General features: G+C 59.4%; 19 protein-coding genes. 11 read left to right on the forward strand and 8 right to left on the reverse strand.

Going from position 1 to position 20166, the window contains the following annotated elements; all coding sequences use genetic code 11:
- Positions 1–463: 463 nt before the first annotated feature.
- Positions 464–1852, forward strand: a complete 1389-nt coding sequence (locus tag BLT89_RS03185) for a PhoH family protein (protein ID WP_090193063.1) — start codon at positions 464–466, stop codon at positions 1850–1852.
- Between the two features lie 163 nt (positions 1853–2015).
- On the opposite strand, the gene BLT89_RS03190 is transcribed toward BLT89_RS03185, so the two are convergent.
- A complete protein-coding gene (locus BLT89_RS03190) occupies positions 2016–2594 on the reverse strand; it encodes a nucleoside deaminase (protein WP_090193064.1) in 579 nt (192 codons plus the stop codon).
- A gap of 244 nt (positions 2595–2838) precedes the next feature.
- Here BLT89_RS03190 and BLT89_RS03195 point away from each other — a divergent pair, with 244 nt between their 5' ends.
- The 3 genes from BLT89_RS03195 (at position 2839) to BLT89_RS03205 (ending at position 5480) form a co-directional block, all read left to right on the forward strand.
- A complete protein-coding gene (locus BLT89_RS03195) occupies positions 2839–3099 on the forward strand; it encodes a DUF4212 domain-containing protein (protein WP_090193065.1) in 261 nt (86 codons plus the stop codon).
- Positions 3100–3102: 3 nt separating this feature from the next.
- Entirely contained in the window at positions 3103–4890 is a 1788-nt protein-coding gene (locus BLT89_RS03200) for a sodium:solute symporter family protein (protein WP_090193066.1), read from the forward strand.
- 83 nt (positions 4891–4973) lie between these two features.
- A complete protein-coding gene (locus BLT89_RS03205; protein ID WP_090193067.1) occupies positions 4974–5480 on the forward strand; it encodes a hypothetical protein in 507 nt (168 codons plus the stop codon).
- Between the two features lie 29 nt (positions 5481–5509).
- Here BLT89_RS03205 and BLT89_RS03210 read toward each other — a convergent pair whose 3' ends face one another.
- Positions 5510–6220 carry a 3'-5' exonuclease gene (locus BLT89_RS03210; RefSeq protein ID WP_090193068.1) on the reverse strand — a complete coding sequence of 237 codons (711 nt, stop codon included), beginning with the start codon at positions 6218–6220 and terminating at the stop codon, positions 5510–5512.
- Entirely contained in the window at positions 6217–8154 is a 1938-nt protein-coding gene (locus tag BLT89_RS03215; protein WP_090193069.1) for a putative nucleotidyltransferase substrate binding domain-containing protein, read from the reverse strand. Before BLT89_RS03215 ends, BLT89_RS03210 begins: the two co-directional genes overlap by 4 nt.
- A gap of 167 nt (positions 8155–8321) precedes the next feature.
- Here BLT89_RS03215 and moaC point away from each other — a divergent pair, with 167 nt between their 5' ends.
- The 3 genes from moaC to moaE all read left to right on the forward strand — a co-directional run bounded on the left by moaC (position 8322) and on the right by moaE (position 9669).
- A complete protein-coding gene (gene moaC, locus BLT89_RS03220) occupies positions 8322–8798 on the forward strand; it encodes a cyclic pyranopterin monophosphate synthase MoaC (protein ID WP_090198646.1) in 477 nt (158 codons plus the stop codon).
- A 10-nt stretch (positions 8799–8808) separates the two neighbouring features.
- Positions 8809–9057 (forward strand): MoaD/ThiS family protein, encoded by a 249-nt coding sequence (locus BLT89_RS03225; protein ID WP_090193070.1) that lies wholly within the window; start codon positions 8809–8811, stop codon positions 9055–9057.
- Between the two features lie 162 nt (positions 9058–9219).
- Entirely contained in the window at positions 9220–9669 is a 450-nt protein-coding gene (moaE, locus tag BLT89_RS03230) for a molybdopterin synthase catalytic subunit MoaE (protein WP_090193071.1), read from the forward strand.
- Positions 9670–9765: 96 nt separating this feature from the next.
- On the opposite strand, the gene rhlB is transcribed toward moaE, so the two are convergent.
- The 4 genes from rhlB to BLT89_RS03250 form a co-directional block, all read right to left on the reverse strand.
- Positions 9766–11202, reverse strand: coding sequence for an ATP-dependent RNA helicase RhlB (rhlB, locus tag BLT89_RS03235; protein ID WP_090193072.1), 1437 nt, complete (start codon positions 11200–11202; stop codon positions 9766–9768).
- A gap of 93 nt (positions 11203–11295) precedes the next feature.
- A complete protein-coding gene (locus tag BLT89_RS03240) occupies positions 11296–12459 on the reverse strand; it encodes a dipeptidase (protein WP_090193073.1) in 1164 nt (387 codons plus the stop codon).
- A 54-nt stretch (positions 12460–12513) separates the two neighbouring features.
- The gene (locus BLT89_RS03245; RefSeq protein WP_090193074.1) at positions 12514–14373 is read right to left on the reverse strand and encodes a gamma-glutamyltransferase family protein; all 1860 of its coding nucleotides are present in this window, start codon (positions 14371–14373) and stop codon (positions 12514–12516) included.
- Positions 14374–14416: 43 nt separating this feature from the next.
- Positions 14417–15082 carry an alpha/beta hydrolase gene (locus tag BLT89_RS03250; RefSeq protein WP_090193075.1) on the reverse strand — a complete coding sequence of 222 codons (666 nt, stop codon included), beginning with the start codon at positions 15080–15082 and terminating at the stop codon, positions 14417–14419.
- 308 nt (positions 15083–15390) lie between these two features.
- Between BLT89_RS03250 and BLT89_RS03255 the strand changes: the two genes are divergently transcribed.
- The 4 genes from BLT89_RS03255 (at position 15391) to BLT89_RS03270 (ending at position 19569) form a co-directional block, all read left to right on the forward strand.
- Positions 15391–16419 carry an amino acid ABC transporter substrate-binding protein gene (locus tag BLT89_RS03255; RefSeq protein ID WP_090193076.1) on the forward strand — a complete coding sequence of 343 codons (1029 nt, stop codon included), beginning with the start codon at positions 15391–15393 and terminating at the stop codon, positions 16417–16419.
- Positions 16420–16518: 99 nt separating this feature from the next.
- A complete protein-coding gene (locus BLT89_RS03260; RefSeq protein WP_090193077.1) occupies positions 16519–17697 on the forward strand; it encodes an amino acid ABC transporter permease in 1179 nt (392 codons plus the stop codon).
- 4 nt (positions 17698–17701) lie between these two features.
- Complete coding sequence (locus BLT89_RS03265; protein ID WP_090193078.1) at positions 17702–18799, forward strand: amino acid ABC transporter permease; 1098 nt, start codon at positions 17702–17704, stop codon at positions 18797–18799.
- 8 nt (positions 18800–18807) lie between these two features.
- Positions 18808–19569 carry an amino acid ABC transporter ATP-binding protein gene (locus BLT89_RS03270; RefSeq protein WP_090193079.1) on the forward strand — a complete coding sequence of 254 codons (762 nt, stop codon included), beginning with the start codon at positions 18808–18810 and terminating at the stop codon, positions 19567–19569.
- 42 nt (positions 19570–19611) lie between these two features.
- Here BLT89_RS03270 and BLT89_RS03275 read toward each other — a convergent pair whose 3' ends face one another.
- Positions 19612–20094 (reverse strand): asparaginase domain-containing protein, encoded by a 483-nt coding sequence (locus BLT89_RS03275; RefSeq protein WP_090193080.1) that lies wholly within the window; start codon positions 20092–20094, stop codon positions 19612–19614.
- Positions 20095–20166 lie beyond the last annotated feature (72 nt).

Raw genomic sequence — 20166 nt, forward strand, 5'->3', positions numbered from 1 at the left:
TAACCGGACGGGACACTAGTGCACTTTGGTGCCGGCAATTCTAACCCATGTGCTTGTACGGGCCGGCGGCTGGCCGCAGATTGGCCGGCAAATTGCGGCACCGGCGCAATGCCGTGACAGGGCTGCTGGAGGTCTTGCGGAGGAAGTGTTCGGGGCGCGGGAGAAAACTGCCAGCGGGTCTGCTCTGGCGAAAAAAGCTGGTTTTCCGGCGGGGCGGACTACCGACTCTAACGGCCATGACAGGTCACGCCAAGCACTTTCTGTCGAATGTGAAAAATAAGCCGCTGAGGGCGAAAAGCGCTTTTTTCCATGGTCGGAAATGCGGTATTAACAACCTAGACCGCCGCAACCTGCCAACACAGGTGGCGTCTTCACTTGCGTAGCTTGCGGCTGGTCGGTCTCAAATTCCGGCGGAGCGCCGCGCAGGCAATCCGTCACCGTCAATTGCATGAGGTGACCGAGTATGGATCAAAGCGGACGCGCAAGTACCGAGCAGCCAATCCTCTACGTCCTTGATACCAATGTCCTGATCCACGATCCCAATGCGTTGCTGAATTTCGAAGAACACCACGTAGCCATTCCGATGACCGTGCTCGAGGAGCTGGACAAGCTCAAGGCCGGCAAGCACTCGGTGGCAGCCGAGTGCCGCCAGGCGATCCGCATGATTGACCAGATTCTCGGCGAGGCTACCCCTGAACAGGTGGAGAGGGGGGTACCGATCCAACGCGGCAAGAGCGGGCCGCGCGGTAGCATGTCGATCCTGATGAGCCGGCGCGCCGAGCCGATCATGCTGCTGCCGGAAAACCTCAACGACAACAAGATCATCAACCAGCTGGTCGAACTGCGCAGCCGTCATCCGGGCACCAGCGTGGTGCTGGTGACCAAGGACATCAACATGCGCCTGAAGGCGCGCGCCTGCGGAATCGAGTCGGAGGATTACCATACCGACCAGCTGGTCGATGATGTGTCGCTGCTGTCGCAGGGTTATCACGACCTTGAGGGCTCCTTCTGGGACCGGGTCAACAAGGTGGAAACCCGCCAGGGGCATGGCAAGACCTGGCACACCGTGCAGATGCTGGAAAAACTGCCGGTGCATATCAATGACTTCATCCTCGATGCCCAGGGCTTTGTCGGCTGGGTCAAGGAAGTTGGTGAAAACGAACTGCTGATCCTCGACATGCATCACGAGCAATTGATGCATCAGGAGGCATGGGGTCTGCGTCCGCGGGATATCTACCAGTCGCTGGCACTGTATGCGCTGCTCGATCCGGACATCCATCTGGTCAACCTGTCCGGCGCTGCCGGTTCCGGCAAGACCATTCTGGCACTGGCGGCAGCGATCGAACAGACCATGGTCAGCAAGCGCTACCGGCGCATTATCGCCACCCGTAGTGTGCAGGGGCTGGATCAGGAAATCGGCTTTCTGCCGGGTACCGAGGCGGAGAAAATGGAACCCTGGCTGGGTGCGATTACCGACAACCTGGAGGCGCTGCACATGGAGGACGAGAGCACCAACGGCAGCGTCGATTACATCCTGCAAAAGGTGCCGATGCAGTTCAAATCGCTCAACTACATCCGTGGCCGCAGCTTCCAGCAGAGCCTGATCCTCATCGACGAGTGCCAGAACCTCACCCCGCACCAGATGAAAACCATCATCACCCGCGCCGGCAGCGGCTCGAAGGTGGTCTGTCTGGGTAACCTGGCGCAGATCGATACGCCTTACCTGTCGGCACCCAGCTCGGGCCTGACCTACCTGACCGAGCGTTTCAAGGACTTCCCGCACGGGGTGCACGTGACCCTGCAAGGGGTGCCGCGCTCTGTACTGGCCGAGTTCGCCGAAGCCAATATGTAGCGAAGATGAACCCGGTCATGAATGTGGCCGGGTTCGAGGTTACAGGCAGCCGCAGCAGGACTCTGCAAGTGGGGCTGCTGGAGGTGCTCCGAGCCTTGCTAGTCAGTGCCGGAGGCCAGGCAAGACCAATAGTTCCCTGGTTCCTTCCCGCAACGGGCAAGCATCAATCCCTTGCGATAGCTTGCGGGTCGCATCCTCCGGCCCAGGCCCACAGGACACGGTTGCGCAGGGCGGCAGGATCCTGCAAGCGGTTGACCGCAAGCTCGGCCAGTTCGCTCCAGTAGGGATCGACTTTGGCCCGGGCAATACTTACCCGCGAAGCCAGATTGGCCCATGCCGGCGGCAGGCGTGTACGGCGGCCGCTAAAGCCGCCGTTGCGGTCGCGGGCCAGATAGCGCACCCGGGGAATGCCCGAGAGCAGGATGCGAGCAAAACACATCAGACAGGGCTGCAGGCTCACATAAAGGGTCAGCGTGTGGCGATCCTGATCAGGATGCAAAGTCTCCAGCTCATCGATTACCTGCATTTCGGCATGCCGGGCGCTGCCATAGTGGCTGCTGAAAACCCGGTTGCGTCCACTGAGCAGCAACTCCCCGGTCTGATTGACCAGCAGCGCGCCTACCGCATAACTGCCTTCCTCCAGCGCCAGCAGTGCCTGTTCGCAACAAAGCCGTGCCCAGAGGTCATCACTGCCGTTACCGGGAGGAGCCTGCTCCAGCAATGCGAGGTGTTTGGGATGCATATTTTCTCCCGTGAGCATCAGGGTTGCCACGGCCTGGCGGAATCCGCTGTCTATGACCTTGCGTTACTACCCTATACCAAGGTCTAGAATGCCTCCCGCTGAATGGGTAGCTGGTTGAATTTAATAGGTTTTTATAATTTAACCGGGAATGGGCGGCAGGTCTAAGACCAAAGTCTAGCTGTTGGCTGGACGGAGTCTGCTGTTAGGTTGAAGGTGTAATAACCCGTTCAATCCGGAGGCAATCATGGATTCTGAAAAAAATAATGCAACGGCGTACTGGAAGGCCAACGTGCGACTGATCACCTGTTGTCTGGTGGTCTGGGCCCTGGTTTCCTTTGGCTTTGGCATTTTGCTGCGTCCCATGCTGGCAGGTATTGCTGTCGGTGGTACTGATCTCGGCTTCTGGTTCGCCCAGCAAGGCTCGATCATTTCATTTATCGGGATCATTTTCTTCTACGCGTGGAAAATGAACAAACTCGATAAAAAATTCGACGTCGAGGAGTAATCCATGAGCCAGTTCGTAATCAACTTGCTGTTTGTGGGCGCCTCCTTTGCGCTCTACTTCGGCATCGCCATCTGGGCCCGTGCCGGCTCGACCAAGGAGTTCTATGTTGCTGGCGGTGGTGTTCACCCTGTCGTCAACGGTATGGCTACGGCGGCTGACTGGATGTCGGCGGCTTCCTTCATTTCCATGGCCGGCCTGCTCGCCGCCGGTGGTTATGTCAACTCGACTTTCCTCATGGGCTGGACCGGTGGCTATGTGCTGCTGGCCATGTTGCTGGCGCCCTACCTGCGCAAATTCGGCAAGTTCACTGTGCCGGACTTCATCGGCGACCGTTTCTACAGTAACGGTGCGCGCATGGCGGCAGTGGTCTGTCTGATCATCATCTGCGTAACCTATGTAATCGGCCAGATGGCCGGTGCCGGTGTGGCCTTCTCGCGCTTCCTCGAAGTGGAAAACGCTACCGGCATCTGGATCGCTGCCGGCGTAGTGTTCGTCTACGCGGTATTCGGTGGCATGAAGGGCATCACTTACACCCAGGTAGCGCAGTACGTGGTACTGATCATCGCCTACACCATTCCGGCGGTTTTCATCTCCCTGCAACTGACCGGCAACCCGGTACCGATGTTCGGCATGTTCAGTGATCATGTCGAGTCCAGTGTGCCATTGCTGCAGAAGCTTAATGATGTCGTCATGGGTCTGGGCTTCACCTCCTACACCGGCGATGTCAGCAGCAAGCTGAACATGTTCCTGTTCACCATGTCGCTGATGATCGGTACTGCCGGTCTGCCGCACGTAATCATTCGCTTCTTCACCGTACCGAAGGTGGCTGATGCACGCTGGTCGGCTGGCTGGACCCTGGTGTTCATCGCCATGCTCTATCTGACCGCCCCGGCTGTGGCTTCCATGGCTCGTCTGAACCTGTTGACCACCGTCTATCCGCAGGGTGACGAGGCAGCACCGATCCAGTACGAAAACCGTCCGGACTGGGTGAAGACCTGGGAAAAGACCGGTCTGATCGTCTGGGAAGACAAGAACGCTGATGGTCGTATCCAGCTGTATAACGACACCAACACGGCCTTTACCCCCACCGCTGAAGCACGCGGCTGGAAAGGTAACGAGCTGACCGTGAACAACGACATCCTGGTACTGGCCAACCCGGAAATTGCCAACCTGCCGAGCTGGGTCATTGGCCTGATCGCTGCCGGTGCAATTGCTGCGGCACTGTCCACGGCTGCCGGTCTGTTGCTGGCGATTTCCTCGGCGGTCAGTCATGACCTGATCAAGAACATGATCAATCCGAAAATCAGCGAGAAGGGGGAAATGCGCGCAGCGCGAATCTCCATGGGTGTGGCTATCCTGCTGGCCACCTATCTGGGGCTCAATCCGCCAGGCTTTGCCGCGCAGGTGGTGGCATTGGCCTTCGGTATAGCCGCGGCCACGCTGTTCCCGGCGCTGATGATGGGGATTTTCTCCAAGCGGGTGAACAATAAGGGCGCCGTTGCCGGCATGCTGGTTGGTCTGGTGTTCACCGTGGTGTACATCTTCCTGTACCTGGGCTGGTTCTTCATCCCCGGCACGGCGACCTATGCCAACACTCCGGATAACTGGCTGTTCGGTATCTCGCCGCTGTCCATCGGTACTGTCGGTGCGGTGATCAACTTCGCGGTGGCCTACGCCGTGTCGCTGGCGACCGAAGCTCCGCCGCAAGCTATCCAGGATCTGGTAGAAAGCGTGCGTACTCCAAAAGGTGCTGGTGCAGCGCCGCATCCTTCGAGTGCGTTGAGTCACTGAGGATAATCATGCCTGATCGTTTTTGATCAGGGTATTATCAGCGGGCCTCCTTGTGAGGCCCGTTTTCATTAGGGAGTGATTCAATGCTGTGGACACTGATCGCGATCGGTATCGCGGGACTGGGGGCAGCAGGCATTGCCATGCTGCTGCGCAAACTGACGCGCAACCGCTTGCCGAAGTGGATCATCCCCGCGTTTGGCGGTCTGGGCATGCTGGGCTACCAGATTTACTACGAGTACAACTGGTTCGAGCATCAATTGCAGCGCCAGCCGGCTGAGGCTGTATTGGTGGCCAGTGAAACCGGCGAAGTGCTCTGGCGTCCGTGGACGTTCTTCCGGCCGATGACCACGGCTTTCACCGTGCTCGACAAGAAGAGTCTGCAGCGCGAGGAAGCTTCGGGCCAAACGGTGGTGGCCTTCAATCTGTACCGTTTTGAAAAGCAGCATATTGACCAGGTCAGTCATCAGTCGTACCTGCTCAATTGCACCACGGCAGAGCTGCTGCCGCTGGACCCGCAGCAAAAGCCGCTGCTGGAGCAGATCAGGCGCATAGAACGGACGGAAACACTTTACCTGCAGGTCTGCGAGTAAGCCGTTGGGGTGTCGCCCCGGGGCAAAGGTTACAACGAGTGGGCAGTTTGTCGGCGGCGCCAGCTGCCGAGCTGCTCATCCAGGGCGGCCAGGCTGTTGATGCCCTGCTGGCGGGCTTTGCTGAACAGGATCAGTGCCAGCTCTGCAGTGACCAGTGCATCGGCGCTGGCGCTGTGTCTTTCCAGTACTTCCAGACTGAAATATTCGACCCAGGCGTCCAGTCCGCCTTTATAGATTCTGGCTTGCGGGCAGAGCATGGGTGCGACTTCAGCCAGATCAAAGAAGCGGTGCCGCAACTCATAGCCAAGGTTGCTTTTCAGCGAGCGTGCCAGCATGCGCTGGTCGAAGGGCGCGTGATAGCCGATCACCGGGCTGTCACCGAGAAAGTCGAGGAAGTCGAGAAGCGCCTCTGCTGGCTCCAGGCCGGCGGCGATGGTGCTGGGTGCAAGGCCGTGAATCAGGATGCTTTCGCTGACTTTGTGATCGCCTTGCAGGGTGCTCTCGTAGCGCGTACCCAGATCAATGCAGCCGTCCTCGATCACCCACGCACCAATCGACAGCACGTGGTCGCGGTTGGTGTTCAGTCCGGTGGTTTCCAGATCCAGTACTACCAGGCGCTGCTCTTGCAGCGGGCGCTGGTCAGGCGCCATAGGGGTGGGCAGGGCGTCAAGGCGGGCTTGCTGGGCTTCCGTGACTTCTGCGGCCTGGCTGCGGCCAAGCCAGCCTAACAGGCGTTTCATAGCTGGTAACGTAACGCGAGACTGGATTGCAGGCGCTGCGCCTGACGGAAGGACTCGCGCAGTACGCGGCGGTCCAGATCGTTGAGATCGTCGGGGTCGATGCGGTTGGAAAACGGCAATCCGGCCTTGGCCTGTGACTGGTGCAGCTGCATGCGAATCAGCTGGATGTAACGGTAGGCTTCTTCATAGGCAGCGCCATCCAGTGCTTCGATGACGCCCTTCCTGACCAGCTGGTCAAGCCGCTCCAGCGTGCTGCAGTCTTCAACGCCATTGGCCAGCGCGAGCAGGCGCGCGGCATCGACAAAAGGCGTGAGCCCCTGCACCTTGAGGTCGAGGGTGTCTTTTTCCGAGCCCTTGCGCGCCACACTGAAATCGCGGAAGAAACCACCCAGCGGTGGCCGGTGGGTCAGGGCATTGGCTGCCATCATTTTCTGGAACAGGCTGTTGCCGGCAATCTGTTCGAGCAGGTCCTGGCGCAATTGCTGGCAGCCTTCTTCCGGGCCCCAGACCACGCGCAGGTCGAAGTAGATGGTGGAGCCGAGCAGATTCTCGGGAGTGGCTTCGTAGACGAAGCCGGAAAGGCGGTTGGCCCACTCTTTTTGCGACAGGCACAGCTGCGGGTTGCTGGCCATGATGTTGCCCTTGCACAGGGTGAACTCACACTGGTCGAGGGCTTCGTTGATGCGCCGGGCCAGCGGCAGCAATTGCTGGCGAATGCGTTCGGCCTCCTGGGCATCGGCCGCATCGAACAGGATGCCGTTGTCCTGGTCGGTATGCAGGGTCTGCTCGCGGCGTCCCTCGCTGCCGAACACCAGCCAGCTGAAAGCGATGCCCGGATCGCCGAGCTCCTTGATACACAGCTCGATCACGCGGCAAACGGTGTGATCGTTGAGCAGGGTGATCAGGTGGGTGATCTGGGTGGAGCTGGCGCCATGGGCGAGCATGCGGTCCACCAGCTTGCGGATGTCGTCGCGCATCAGTACCAGTGCTTCGATGGAGGCGGCATTGCGGATGGTCCGGGCCAGATGTACCAGATCAACGCGCTGCAGGGAAAACAGGTCGCGCTCGGAAATCACACCGCACAGCCGGCCGTTGTCGACCACGCAGACGTGGGCGATATGCCGCTCGGTCATGGCAATGGCGGCATCGAAGGCGCTGGCGCGGGACGGCAGATGGAACGGGTTGGGTGTCATCAGCTGACTGATCGGCTGCTGCAGATCGGTGTGCTCCCGGGCGATGCTCTTGCGTAGATCGCGCAGGGTGAAGATGCCCAGCGGTTTCATGTCTTCTTCAGCAATGACGATACTGCCGACCTGCAGATCGTGCATCAGGCGGACCGCGCCTTGCAGTGTTTCTGTGGGCGGGCAGGTCAACGGCTGGCGCATTGACAGTTCGCCGAGGGTGGTTTCCAGGGAGTATTGCGAACCCAGCGACTCCGCCGCACGTGCCTGCACCTGCTGGTTGACCTGGTCGAGCAGGCTGCTGACTCCGCGCAGGGCGAAGTCGCGAAACGGGTTGGAATTGGTGAACAGGCGGATAAACGCCGGCTTGGCCAGCAGCAGGCAGAAAGTATCAATCGCCGCCAGGTGCTCGGTGCGGGTAGCACGCTCACCCAGCAGGGCGGCTATCGGGAAGCATTCGCCGGTGCTGATCTCGAAGGTGTTCTGCTCGTCACTCGGTTCGGCATCGGCGCGCTTGCCGTGAATGCGCCCCTGCTTGACCACGTAGAAATACTCCACCGGGCCGTCCTGGGGCTTGATGATGGTGTCGCCTGCGGCATAGAAGCGTAACTTGCAGTTCTCCACCATGTAGCCCAGATGGGCGGTGTCCATCTGATTGAAGGGCGGGAACTTGTTCAGGAAATCCAGCGTGCCCTGAATGTTCTGCTGAACGGCGATCTTGCCCGTCTGGTCGAAAGCGTCCGCCTTGCTCATGCTGGCCCCTCAAGAAAAATGGTGTTTGGCTATCCTCGCAACATAGCCCGCCAGCCGCGTCCTGACCATTGCACTTAAGTCTACGGACTTGCCGGCGGCCTGCATTGGATGCAGTCAGACGTGGCTTCGCGAGTTACAATCCAGAGTCATTTTATTTGGAGCCGAACGTGCTGACTCATCTTGATAATCAGGGCCGTGCCCACATGGTCGATGTCACCGACAAGGCCGTTACCGCCCGTGAAGCCGTGGCCGAAGCGCGCATCCGCATGCTGCCGCAGACCTTGCAGATGATTCAGCAAGGTGGCCACCCCAAGGGTGATGTGTTTGCCGTGGCGCGCATCGCCGGCATCCAGGCGGCGAAGAAAACCCACGATCTGATCCCGCTCTGTCATCCGCTGCTGTTGACCAGTATCAAGGTGGAATTGGCTGCTGAAGGCGATGATCGGGTACATATCGTCGCCCGCTGCAAACTGGCCGGACAGACCGGGGTGGAAATGGAAGCCCTGACCGCTGCCAGTGTTGCCGCACTGACCATCTATGACATGTGCAAGGCAGTCGATCGCGGCATGTGCATCGAGCAGGTGCGCTTGCTGGAAAAACTTGGCGGCAAGAGCGGCCACTACCAGGCCGATTCACCAGAGTAGGAGACAGCCGGTGCTGCAGATTCAATATTTCGCCCGTTACCGTGAAATCCTTGGTACGGATGCCGAACAACTGGCCTGGACGCCGGAATTCGATAGTCTCGCTGCGTTGCGCCAGCACCTGCTGGCCCGTGGCGGCGTGTGGGATGTGCTGGCCGAGCAGAACCTGATGTGCGCGCGCAACGAGGAACTGTGCAGTCTGGATGAGCCGTTGCGCGATGGTGACGAAGTGGCGTTTTTCCCCACCGTGACCGGCGGCTAGTGTTCCGTGCGGTTAGTTAGTGCATTCAAGTTCGGATGTCACAGGTTCCGAGACAAGGCGCAGTGACGAGTCATAGCACGGCTATGGCGAGAAGATGCAACGCAGTATCGGGGCCTGTGGCGCCGAAATTGAGTATTCAAATTAACCAAACGGGACACCAACATGGCTATTCGCGTACAGACGGCAGCCTTCGATCCGGGCGCTGAACTGAATGCGCTGCATGCCGCCAATCTGGGTATCGGTGCAGTGGTCGGTTTTGTCGGTTATGTGCGTGACTTCAACGAGGGCCGGGAAGTCGCCGGCATGCTGCTGGAGCACTATCCGGGCATGACCGAAAAAGCCCTGGCGAAGATCGAGGCCGAAGCGCGTGAACGCTGGCCGCTGCTCGGGGTGGAGATTCTGCATCGGGTCGGCCCGCTGCAACCGGGCGAGCCGATCGTGTTTGTCGGCACCACCAGCGCCCACCGGCAAGCCGCGTTCGAGTCCTGTGACTTCATCATGGACTACCTGAAAACCCGCGCGCCGTTCTGGAAGAAGGAAGGCACTGCCGAGGGTGCGCGCTGGGTGGAAGGGCGCGCCAGCGACCAGCAAGCGGCGCAGCGCTGGGAGTGATTTTTGCTGGATAGAAATGCCGTTTGCGGCTTTGCCAGCGGACACAAAAAAGGGTGAAGCAGGAAACCTGCTTCACCCTTTTTTTGATGCGACTGCTCAGTGCTTGCGCGGCACTGCAACCAGCAACTCGGCAGGTGGCTGTTCGCAATTGATCTTGCGCCCGAGCAGGGCTTCGATCGGCGGCAGGGCAAAGGCATCGTCCTCGCCGGCAAAACTGATCGAGGTGCCGCTGGCGCCGGCGCGACCGGTACGGCCGATGCGGTGCACGTAGTCGTCCGGGGTTTCCGGCAGGGTAAAGTTGATCACGTGGCTGATGGCTTCGACATGGATGCCGCGACCGGCAACATCGGTTGCCACCATCACGCGAATCTTGCCCTCGCGGAAACCCTCGAGTGCCTTGATCCGCTTGTGTTGCGGCACGTCACCGGACATCTGCACGGCACTGATGCCGTCGCGGGTCAGGCGCTCTTCGATGCGTCGCACCTCATCCTTGCGGTTGGCAAACACCATCACACGGACCCAGTTGTTTTGCGCGATCAGGTTGTACAGCAGCTTGTACTTGTCTTTGCCGGCAACGGCGTAAACATGCTGCTCGACCGTGTCACTGGCAACATTTTCCGGCTCGATCTCGACAATCGCCGGATCGGTGGTCCACTGTTTGGCCAGGTTCATCACGTCTTCGGTGAAGGTGGCGGAGAACAGCATGGTCTGCCGCTCGCCCTTGATCGGGGTCTGGCGGATGATCTGCCGCACCTGCGGGATGAAACCCATGTCGAGCATGCGGTCGGCTTCATCGAGAACCATGACCTCGACCATGTCCAGATGCACTTCACCGCGCTGATTGAAGTCCAGCAGGCGGCCGGGAGTGGCGACCAGGATGTCGCAATAGCGGGATTCCAGCTGGCGCAACTGCTTGTCGAAATCCATGCCGCCGACGAAGCTCATGACATTCAGCCCGGTGTACTTGTTCAGGTTCAGTGCGTCATTGGCGATCTGCACCACCAGTTCACGGGTCGGGGCAATAATCAGTGCGCGTGGTTCACCCATGAAGCGCTCTTTGGGCGGCGGCGTGTTGAGCAACTGGGTGATGGTCGAGATGAGGAAGGCGGCGGTCTTGCCGGTACCGGTCTGGGCGCGGCCGATAGCATCCTTGCCGCGCAGGGTATGGCCGAGTACCTGGGCCTGGATCGGTGTGCAGTAGGGAAAACCGAGATCGTGGATGCCGTGCATCAGCTCTGGCGAGAGCTTGAAATCGTGGAAGCGTGTCTTGCCTTCCTGCGGCTCGACGACAAAATCCTCCAGTTTCCAGGTGTCTGCAGGTTTGGCGACTTTGTCCCGTGGCGGCCTGGGTGCGCGGGGCTTGTCTGCACGCGGCTGGCGTTCGTTAGTGCCCGGCTTTTCGCCAGCATCCTGATTGCCGGGCGTTGCATTGCCCGGCAGTTTGGCTTCGGTTTGGCTCGGCTTGTGGTTGCCGGCATTTCCAGACGAGGACTTTTCGTCCTTGTTGAACATGTTCTTGAGTGCTTTGAGCACGGTGATCTCATTGTTTGGTTAAGGAATGAACACCGGCCAGTGTAATGCAAGAAAGGCTGGCGGCGAAGCTTCTGCTTGTCTGGTGCCGGCGATTCATGATTGCGGCAGGGTTTTCAGCAACAGATCGCGGATATTGCCACCCATGATCGCGGCAATCTCTTGCTCGCTGAAGCCCGCATCCAGCAGGCCCTGGGTGATCTGCACCAGGCCGGTGGTGTCGAACGGCACGCTGGTGGCGCCGTCATAATCCGAACCCAGCGCCACATGTTCGACGCCGACCAGGTCGGCGCTGTAGCGAATCGCCTTGATGATGTTGTTGATCGACGGGTCGCAGACGGCGCCATCCCAGTAGCCGATGCCGATAATGCCACCGGTGGCGGCGATCGCCTTGAGGTGTTGGTCGGTCAGGTTGCGTGGCCCCGGGCAGGTGCCGGCAACCCCGGTATGGGACACCACCACAGGCTGGGTGCTGATCGCCAGTACATCGTCGATTAGCGGCTTGGAGGCGTGGGCCAGATCAACCAGCATGTGCTTTTGTTGCAGACGCGGAATCACCTGGCGGCCAAAGTCGGTCAGACCACCTTTGTCGATGCCATGGGCGGAGCCGCCGACCTCGTTGTCAAAGAAGTGCGTCAGGCCGGTCATGCGGAAACCGGCGTCATACAGTTTGTCGATGTTTTCCAGCTGGCCTTGCAGCGGGTGCAGGCCCTCCGTGGCGAGCAGGCCGGCCAGCTGTTTGGGCTGCTTTTCGCGGTCAGCCAGATAGCTGCGCAGATCATCCCGGGTGCGAATAATGCGCAGCTGGCCCTGGCTGTTGGCGGCGGCGCTGTGCAGTTTTTCGCTCTGGTACAGCGCTCTTTGCAGCAGGCTGGTCCAGGTTGCCCGTGGCCAGCGCTGGGCCATCACCAGCATGGTTACGCTGTCGCTGTCGCCGCTGTTGCGCTCATAGTTGAGCCCGCGCGGAGTCTTGGTGACGGTGGAGAACACCTGCAGTCCGACGTTGCCTTCGAGCAGGCGCGGCAGGTCGGTGTGGCCATAGTCGATGCGCTGCAGCAGGTCGCGTTGCCAGAGCAGGGCATCATCGTGCAGGTCGGCCACAAACAGCCGGGCGTGCAGTGCACTGGCCTGCGCGCTGGCGCTGTAAGGCGCAGGGTTCAGCACCCGGTTGAAGTCCCGATCGACATAGCCCGGCACGTTGAAGAAAACCGTCAGGCCGATGGCCGCAAGGATCAGCAGGGCAAGCAGGGCTTTGCGCATGGTGGTGGTTCCGTTATCCGATTATTGTTTTTTATCTGGACAGGGCAGGGTAAATCAATGTGCCGCTGCCGTGGTTTCCTCCCGGGGGTCGGCACCGGCGAGCAGTTTGCCGTCTTCGCTGCGGAGTATGCCACCCACAGCGCCGAAGTCTTTATCCCAGTCGGGATCTTCCTGCGTCCGGTAACCCAGTGCTGTCAAAGCATCAGTCTGTTGCAGATACAGCGAGCGCTCCAGCCTGAGTCCGCCCGGCGTGGAGTCGTGGGGTGAAAAAGACGAGGGTGAATTGATGCTGTAAAAGCGCGGTGCGGCTATGGCTTGCTGGATATCCATGCCGAACACGCTCATGTTCAGGAATACCTGAACCAGCGCCTGTGCCTGCATGTCGCCGCCGGGGGTGCTGAACGCCAGCAGAAACCTGCCGTCCCTGAACACCATCACCGAATGCGGCGTGATCCGCGGCCTTTTGCCCGGCTGCAATGCATTGACGTGCCCCGGGTCCAGCTGGAACTGGGTCATACGGTCACCAAGGTTGATCCCCGTAGCGGGCAGCATCGGGCTTTTGGGGAAATCCGAAGGAGTTATGACCACAGCATTGCCGCGCTGGTCAACAATCGAGATTTGCGAAGTGTCCTGACCTGCGGCGAAGCGGGTCAGATTCTGCAGCGTCTGGCGAGTGCCGGAAGCGTCCTGTTGCCGGCCCTGGCGTTTGCCGCCAAAGCCGGCTATCTCACCTGCCGGAGCCGGTCCCTGAAAGGCCCTGGTGGTCATTTGCGACTGTCGCTCAAGGGCGTATGCCGGGCTGAGCAGCACATCGACCGGCACCGCTACAAAATCGGGATCGGCAACGTAGGTGTCGCGGTCGCTCATCGCCAGTTCGATGGCCTGGGTCACTGTGTGGATGTATTCAGGGCTGTTGTGGCCCATGGCGCGCAACGGCAGCGGCTGGAGAATCTGCAGTACCAGCGGTTCCATGATGCCTTGCGACCAGGTGCCGTTACCGAAGAAGGTGTAGTCGCCGATCTGCCCGATAATCGGCTGCTCCCAGCCGCCCTGGTAGTTCTGCAGATCGTTTTCAGTCAGCAAGCCGTTGTGGTCACGGTGGAATTGCGCGATTTGCCCGGCAATCGGGCCGCGGTAAAAGTAGTCGCGCATGGCTTCAATGGCCTGTTTGCGTGACCGCCCTTGTTCCCGCGCACGGGTTTCGGCATCGGCCATGTTCTGCAAGGTATTGGCCAGGTCGGGGAAGGTCATTTTCTGGTGTAGCCGGACCGGTTGCCACCAGCCATGGGGCAGCCAGACTGCGGCCGTGCTGGGCAGCAGGATGCGCATGCCCAGGCGCTGGTACCAAGGCAGATCCATGTTCCGGTGCATGATCGCGTGCATCGGAAAACCGTTGCGCGCCAGGGCGATTGCCGGCGCGGCCAGTTCGGCAAAGGACTTGTTGCCGCACTCCTGCAGCAGCGCGGCGATCACGTCCGGGCCGGCTGGAACCAGCTGGGCGCGGATGTCGAGACTGGGTATTACCTTGTCGCCGGTGTCGGTGAAACTGCTGATGGACGCTGCGGCCGGCGCCTTGCCTGCGCCGATATAGGAGCGAACGCTGCGGTTTTCGGCATCGTAGTACAGGGTTGGCGCAACACCACCGAAGGCAGAGGCCTCGCCGTGGGTGACGTTGAGCATCAGCAGCGCCGCAACAGCTGCGTCACAGGCGCTGCCCTGATTGTCCAGGACCTTCATGGCCGCCTGCGTGGCCCAGGGCGTTCCGGTTACCACGGCGTACTGCTCGCCAGCTACCAGCGCCTTTTCACTGCGGGTTTTATCCGCGTAGGGGAGTATTTCGGCGGTAGTGAAAAAGAATAATGCTGCGCTGGCGCAAAGTGCCAGCAAGGCAATCAAGCGTATGGCTTTGAACATGCTGCTCCGCGCCGGTCAGCGCCAGTGACAGGGTTGAGCGTCATCAACATAATAGGCGAAGGCGTGCGTTGAGCCAGTAGCCGATGTCGCGGATTTCACTTGGCAGTACTTCATGGCCCATCGGGTATTCCTGCCAGGCAGCAGCAACGCCGCGTTCGGCAAGGAAATCGTAGGCGGCACGGCCCATGGCCGGGTTGACCACTTCGTCCTGACTGCCGTGCAGGAAGAAGGTTGGCAGCTGCTGTTTTTCTTCCGGCAACTGCAGGGCGGCGTCAAAGGTCGGCGCATAGGTTGACAGGGCCAGCACACCACCCAGCGGGCCCTGCCAGCGCAGAAACGCGCAGTGCAAGACCACTGCACCACCCTGGGAGAAGCCGGCGAGGATGATGCGCGCCGGGTCGATGCCGCTATCGCGCTGCGCTTCGATCAGGCGGATCAGTTGCAGGGTCGAGCCTTCCAGCTGTTCGCGATTGATCGCCCGTGCCGGGCTCATGGCCAGGATGTCGTACCAGCTGGGCATGGCATACCCCGCATTGATGGTGACTGCCCTGGTGGGTGCCTGGGGGAGTACGAAGCGTGTACTGGGCAGTACTTCCTGCAAGGCTTCGGCGACAGGCAGGAAGTCGTAGCGGTCTGCCCCCAGGCCGTGCAGCCAGATCACGCAGGCATCGGCTTTTTGTCTGGGTTCAATAATCAGCGGTTGGTGCATTGCTTGCTCCATAAGGGTGCGCAGACTGAGGCGGCCAGTATCGCTTTTTTGCTGCCGGCAAGGGGAAAGCCCTGCTCGCAACGATTATCCGCAGTCGGCACCTTAAGCGGCACGAATTGTGCTTTTTAAAAATGACTTTCCTTGATCTTTACCTGCAAGGTCTGTTTTGCTTGTCTGGCCGGTGGACTGAAATATTTCCACCGATTCCCGATGCATCTACTAGGCTTGGTGTTGGACAAGGTAACGAGCAAAGTGCCCTTTCGGGGTGCTCCAGTCTAATAATTTATAAGCTGTACTTTGGAGGTTTTATGAAAATGATGAAATCCACTTTAGCAATCGTGACTGCTGCTGCAGCACTCGGTCTGAGTGGCATCGCACAAGCGGGTGCCACTCTTGATGCCGTGACGAAAAAAGGCTACATACAGTGTGGTATCAGTGATGGTCTGCCAGGCTTTTCCTATGCAGATGCCAAGGGCAATTATCTGGGCCTCGATGTGGATGTTTGCCGTGCCGTAGCTGCCGCAGTATTCGGTGATGCCTCCAAGGTTCGTTACAGCCCGCTGACTGCCAAAGAGCGGTTCACCGCCTTGCAATCCGGTGAGGTGGATATTCTCTCGCGCAACACCACCTGGACCAGTTCCCGCGATGCCGGTCTGGGCCTGAACTTTGCCGGCGTGAACTATTACGACGGCCAGGGCTTCCTGGTGAACAAGAAGCTCGGTGTTACCAGCGCCAAGGAACTCGACGGGGCGACCGTTTGTATCCAGGCCGGTACCACTACCGAGTTGAATCTGGCTGACTACTTCCGTGCCAACGGCATGAAGTACACCCCGATTACTTACGATACCTCCGACGAAAGCGCCACTTCCCTGGAGTCCGGCCGTTGTGACGTGCTGACCTCCGACCAGTCGCAACTCTATGCACAGCGTATCAAGCTGGGCGCGCCTGCTGATTACATCGTGTTGCCGGAAGTGATCTCGAAAGAGCCACTGGGTCCGGTCGTGCGTCAAGGTGATGACGAGTGGTTCAATATTGTCCGCTGGAGCCATTTCGCCATGCTCGGTGCCGAAGAACTGGGTGTGACCTCGGCCAACGTCGAAGAGCTGGCCAAAACCACCAAGAATCCGGACATTGCCCGGATGCTGGGTGCAGAAGGTGACTTCGGCAAGGATCTGAAACTGCCGAAGGACTGGGTGGTCAAGATCGTCAAGCAAGTAGGCAACTATGGTGAGAGCTTCGACCGTAACGTTGGTGCTGGCAGCGATCTGAAAATCGAACGCGGCCTCAACGCCCAGTGGAACAAGGGTGGCCTGCAGTACTCGCCGCCAATCCGCTGATCTGAACCTAGCCGCCCCGTTCCGGGGCGGCGCTGTTTCCTAGTCGATGGCGCCCGCGCACAATAGTGAGCGGGCGTTTGCAAGAGGACTGCCCTATCTATGTCCGCTTCATCTCCGCAAATACGCTCATCCTGGCTGACTGATCCGCAGGTGCGCGCCTGGGTATTCCAGATACTTTCGATAATTGCCGTGGTGGCGATTGGTTGGTACCTGTTTGACAACACCCAGACAAATCTCGAGAAGCGCGGTATCACTTCCGGCTTTTCCTTTCTCAATAACAGTGCCGGATTCGGCATTGCGCAACACCTGATCGACTACACCGAAAGCGACAGTTACGGCCGCGTATTCGTTGTCGGCTTGCTCAATACCTTGCTGGTTTCGCTGATCGGTATCGTGCTGGCGACTATCATCGGCTTCATCCTCGGGGTGGCAAGGCTCTCGCCCAACTGGTTGATCAGCAGACTCGCTACCGTTTATATCGAGACTTTCCGCAATATCCCGCCGCTGCTGCAGATCTTTTTCTGGTACTTCGCCGTGTTGCTGCCACTGCCGGGGCCGAAGCAGAGTCTGAATATCGGTGATGCCTTTTTCCTCAGTAATCGTGGCCTGAACATGCCGGGTCCTGCCCCGGGCGAAGGTTTCTGGCCGTTTGTCATTGCTCTTGCATTGACCATTGCCGCGATATTTTTACTGGTGCGCTGGGTACGCAAGCGTTTCGAAGCGACCGGCGAGACCTTCCCGGCGCTGATCACTTCAATAGCCATGCTGTTGGTGATCCCGGGAATGGCCGTGCTGGTTTTCGGCAACCCTTTTGACTGGACAGTTCCGGAGATGAAGGGCTTCAACTTTCGTGGCGGCCTGGTGGTGATCCCCGAGCTGATCGCGCTGACCCTGGCCCTGAGCATCTATACGGCATCCTTCATTGCCGAGATTGTGCGCTCGGGCATTCAGGCGGTCAGCCATGGCCAGACCGAAGCCGCGCGCTCACTGGGCCTCAAGCCCAGCGTCACGCTGCGCAAGGTGATCATTCCGCAGGCCTTGCGGGTCATCATTCCTCCCCTCACCAGCCAGTACCTCAATCTGGTGAAAAACTCCTCGCTGGCTGCCGGTATCGGCTATCCGGACATGGTGTCGCTGTTTGCCGGCACTGTGCTCAATCAGACCGGGCAGGCTATCGAGGTGATTGCCATCACCATGAGCGTTTACCTGTCCATCAGTATCAGCATTTCGATTCTGATGAACTGGTACAACTCGCGCATTGCACTGGTCGAGAGGTAACAAGATGGCAACGCATACTTTCAAACCGGACCAGCCAGCACCGCTAATGAGCGTTGGCGTGCTGGCTTGGCTGCGCAATAATCTGTTTTCCAACTGGTTCAATACACTACTGACGCTGACGGCCATCTACCTGGTCTGGTTGATCATTCCGCCAGTGCTGAACTGGGCTTTTCTGGACGCCAACTGGAGTGGCAGTACGCGTGCCGACTGCACGGGTGAGGGTGCCTGCTGGGTATTCATCCGCACGCGATTCGATCAGTTCATGTACGGCTTCTATCCGGAAGCGCTGCGCTGGCGGGTTGACCTGACTCTGGCGCTGGCCATTCTCGGTGCAGCACCGCTGTTTGTGCGCTGGATGCCGCGCAAGATTATCTACGGCGCAGGCTTTCTGCTGCTCTACCCGCTGATTGCCTATGCGTTGCTGCATGGCGGCTTCTTCGATATGGAAGTAGTTCGCAGCAGCCGCTGGGGCGGTCTGATGCTGACCCTGGTGATTGCGGCGGTGGGTATTTCCGGTGCGCTGCCGCTGGGTATCATGCTGGCTCTGGGCCGGCGCTCGGACATGCCTGCGATCCGCGTGCTGTGCGTGACCTTCATCGAGTTCTGGCGCGGTGTGCCGTTGATCACGGTACTGTTCATGTCTTCGGTGATGTTGCCGCTGTTTTTGCCCGAGGGCATGAACTTCGACAAGCTGATACGGGCGCTGATTGGCGTGATCCTGTTCCAGTCGGCCTACGTCGCCGAGGTAGTGCGTGGCGGTCTGCAGGCGATTCCCAAGGGCCAGTATGAAGCTGCTGCGGCCATGGGCCTGGGCTACTGGCGGATGATGGGGCTGGTGATTTTGCCGCAGGCCCTGAAGCTGGTGATTCCCGGCATCGTCAACACCTTCATTGCGTTGTTCAAGGACACCAGTCTGGTCATCATCATTGGCCTGTTCGACCTGCTCAACAGTATCAAGCAGGCGACCACTGATCCGGCCTGGCTGGGCATGGCAACCGAGGGCTACGTATTTGCTGCCCTGGTGTTCTGGATTTTCTGTTTCGGCATGTCCCGTTATTCCATGCGCATCGAGCGCAAACTGGACACCGGCCACAAGCGTTAGGAGTAAACATGACTCAAGCAAAGCAGCAGCCCGCAGAAGCACCAATGATCCTGATGGAAAACGTCAACAAGTGGTATGGCGAGTTTCATGTGCTCAAGGACATCAATCTGAGTGTGCAGGCCGGTGAGCGTATCGTTCTCTGCGGGCCATCCGGCTCCGGAAAATCGACGACCATTCGTTGCCTCAATCGTCTGGAAGAACACCAGAAGGGACGGATTGTGGTGGATGGCACCGAGCTGACCAGCGACCTCAAGCATATCGAGGCGATCCGCCGCGAAGTAGGCATGGTGTTCCAGCACTTCAATCTGTTCCCGCACCTGACGGTGCTGCAGAACTGCATGCTGGCACCGATGTGGGTGCGCAAGATGCCCAAGCGCGAGGCCGAAGAAGTGGCCATGCATTACCTGGAGCGGGTGCGTATTCCCGAGCAGGCATCGAAGTTTCCCGGCCAGCTTTCCGGTGGCCAGCAGCAGCGGGTGGCGATTGCACGGGCGCTGTGCATGAAGCCGAAGATCATGCTGTTTGACGAGCCGACCTCGGCGCTGGATCCGGAGATGGTCAAGGAAGTGCTGGATACCATGGTCGGCCTGGCCGAGGACGGCATGACCATGCTCTGCGTGACTCACGAAATGGGTTTTGCGCGGACGGTGGCGAACCGGGTGATCTTCATGGACCGCGGCGAAATCGTCGAAGAAGCCGATCCGGAGACCTTCTTCACCAGTCCGAAGAACGAGCGTACCCAGCTGTTCCTCGGGCAGATCCTGCACTAGGGCCTGTCTTGCCAGCACCCGCCAGGGTGCTGGTGCCAGCCGTCAACTCTCTTCGAAACGCCCGGCAGCGCGGTTTTTCTTTACCTTGCCGGCTTCGAAAATGCGCCCGCTCATGGCGATATAAACCCCGTCCGGCAGTGCCTGCAGCGCACCTACGGCCACCCCGAGATTGAACGCGGCATCGCTGCTGCGCATGCGTGCCGGCTGCATGGCGCCGGTAATCAGGACTACTTTCCCCGTGATTCCCTGCAGGGCCTCTGCCGTGAGTGTCATGGTGTCGGTGCCGTGGGTGATCAGAATGTGGCGGGCAGGGCTGTCAGCTACCTTGCTGCGGATCAGTTCACGGTCTTCCGCGGTCATTTCCAGGCTGTCTTTCTGCAGCAGGCTTTCGGTCTGGTAGGCAAAGGTTACCCGTGCCTCGGCGAGAATTTCCGGTGCCATCGGCTCGCCGATGTGGAAGTCGGAGAGTGCGTCGTAATAGATTTTGTCGAAGGTACCGCCAACGGTGAATATCTGGATCTGCATGGCAATGGCCCTGTATTTTGCGGGTAGTCAGTAGGTGGATTATTGCCTAACCTCGGCATCAGCAACTAATCG

Origin of the sequence: Pseudomonas pohangensis, assembly GCF_900105995.1 — a bacterium.
Taxonomy (GTDB): domain Bacteria; phylum Pseudomonadota; class Gammaproteobacteria; order Pseudomonadales; family Pseudomonadaceae; genus Aquipseudomonas; species Aquipseudomonas pohangensis.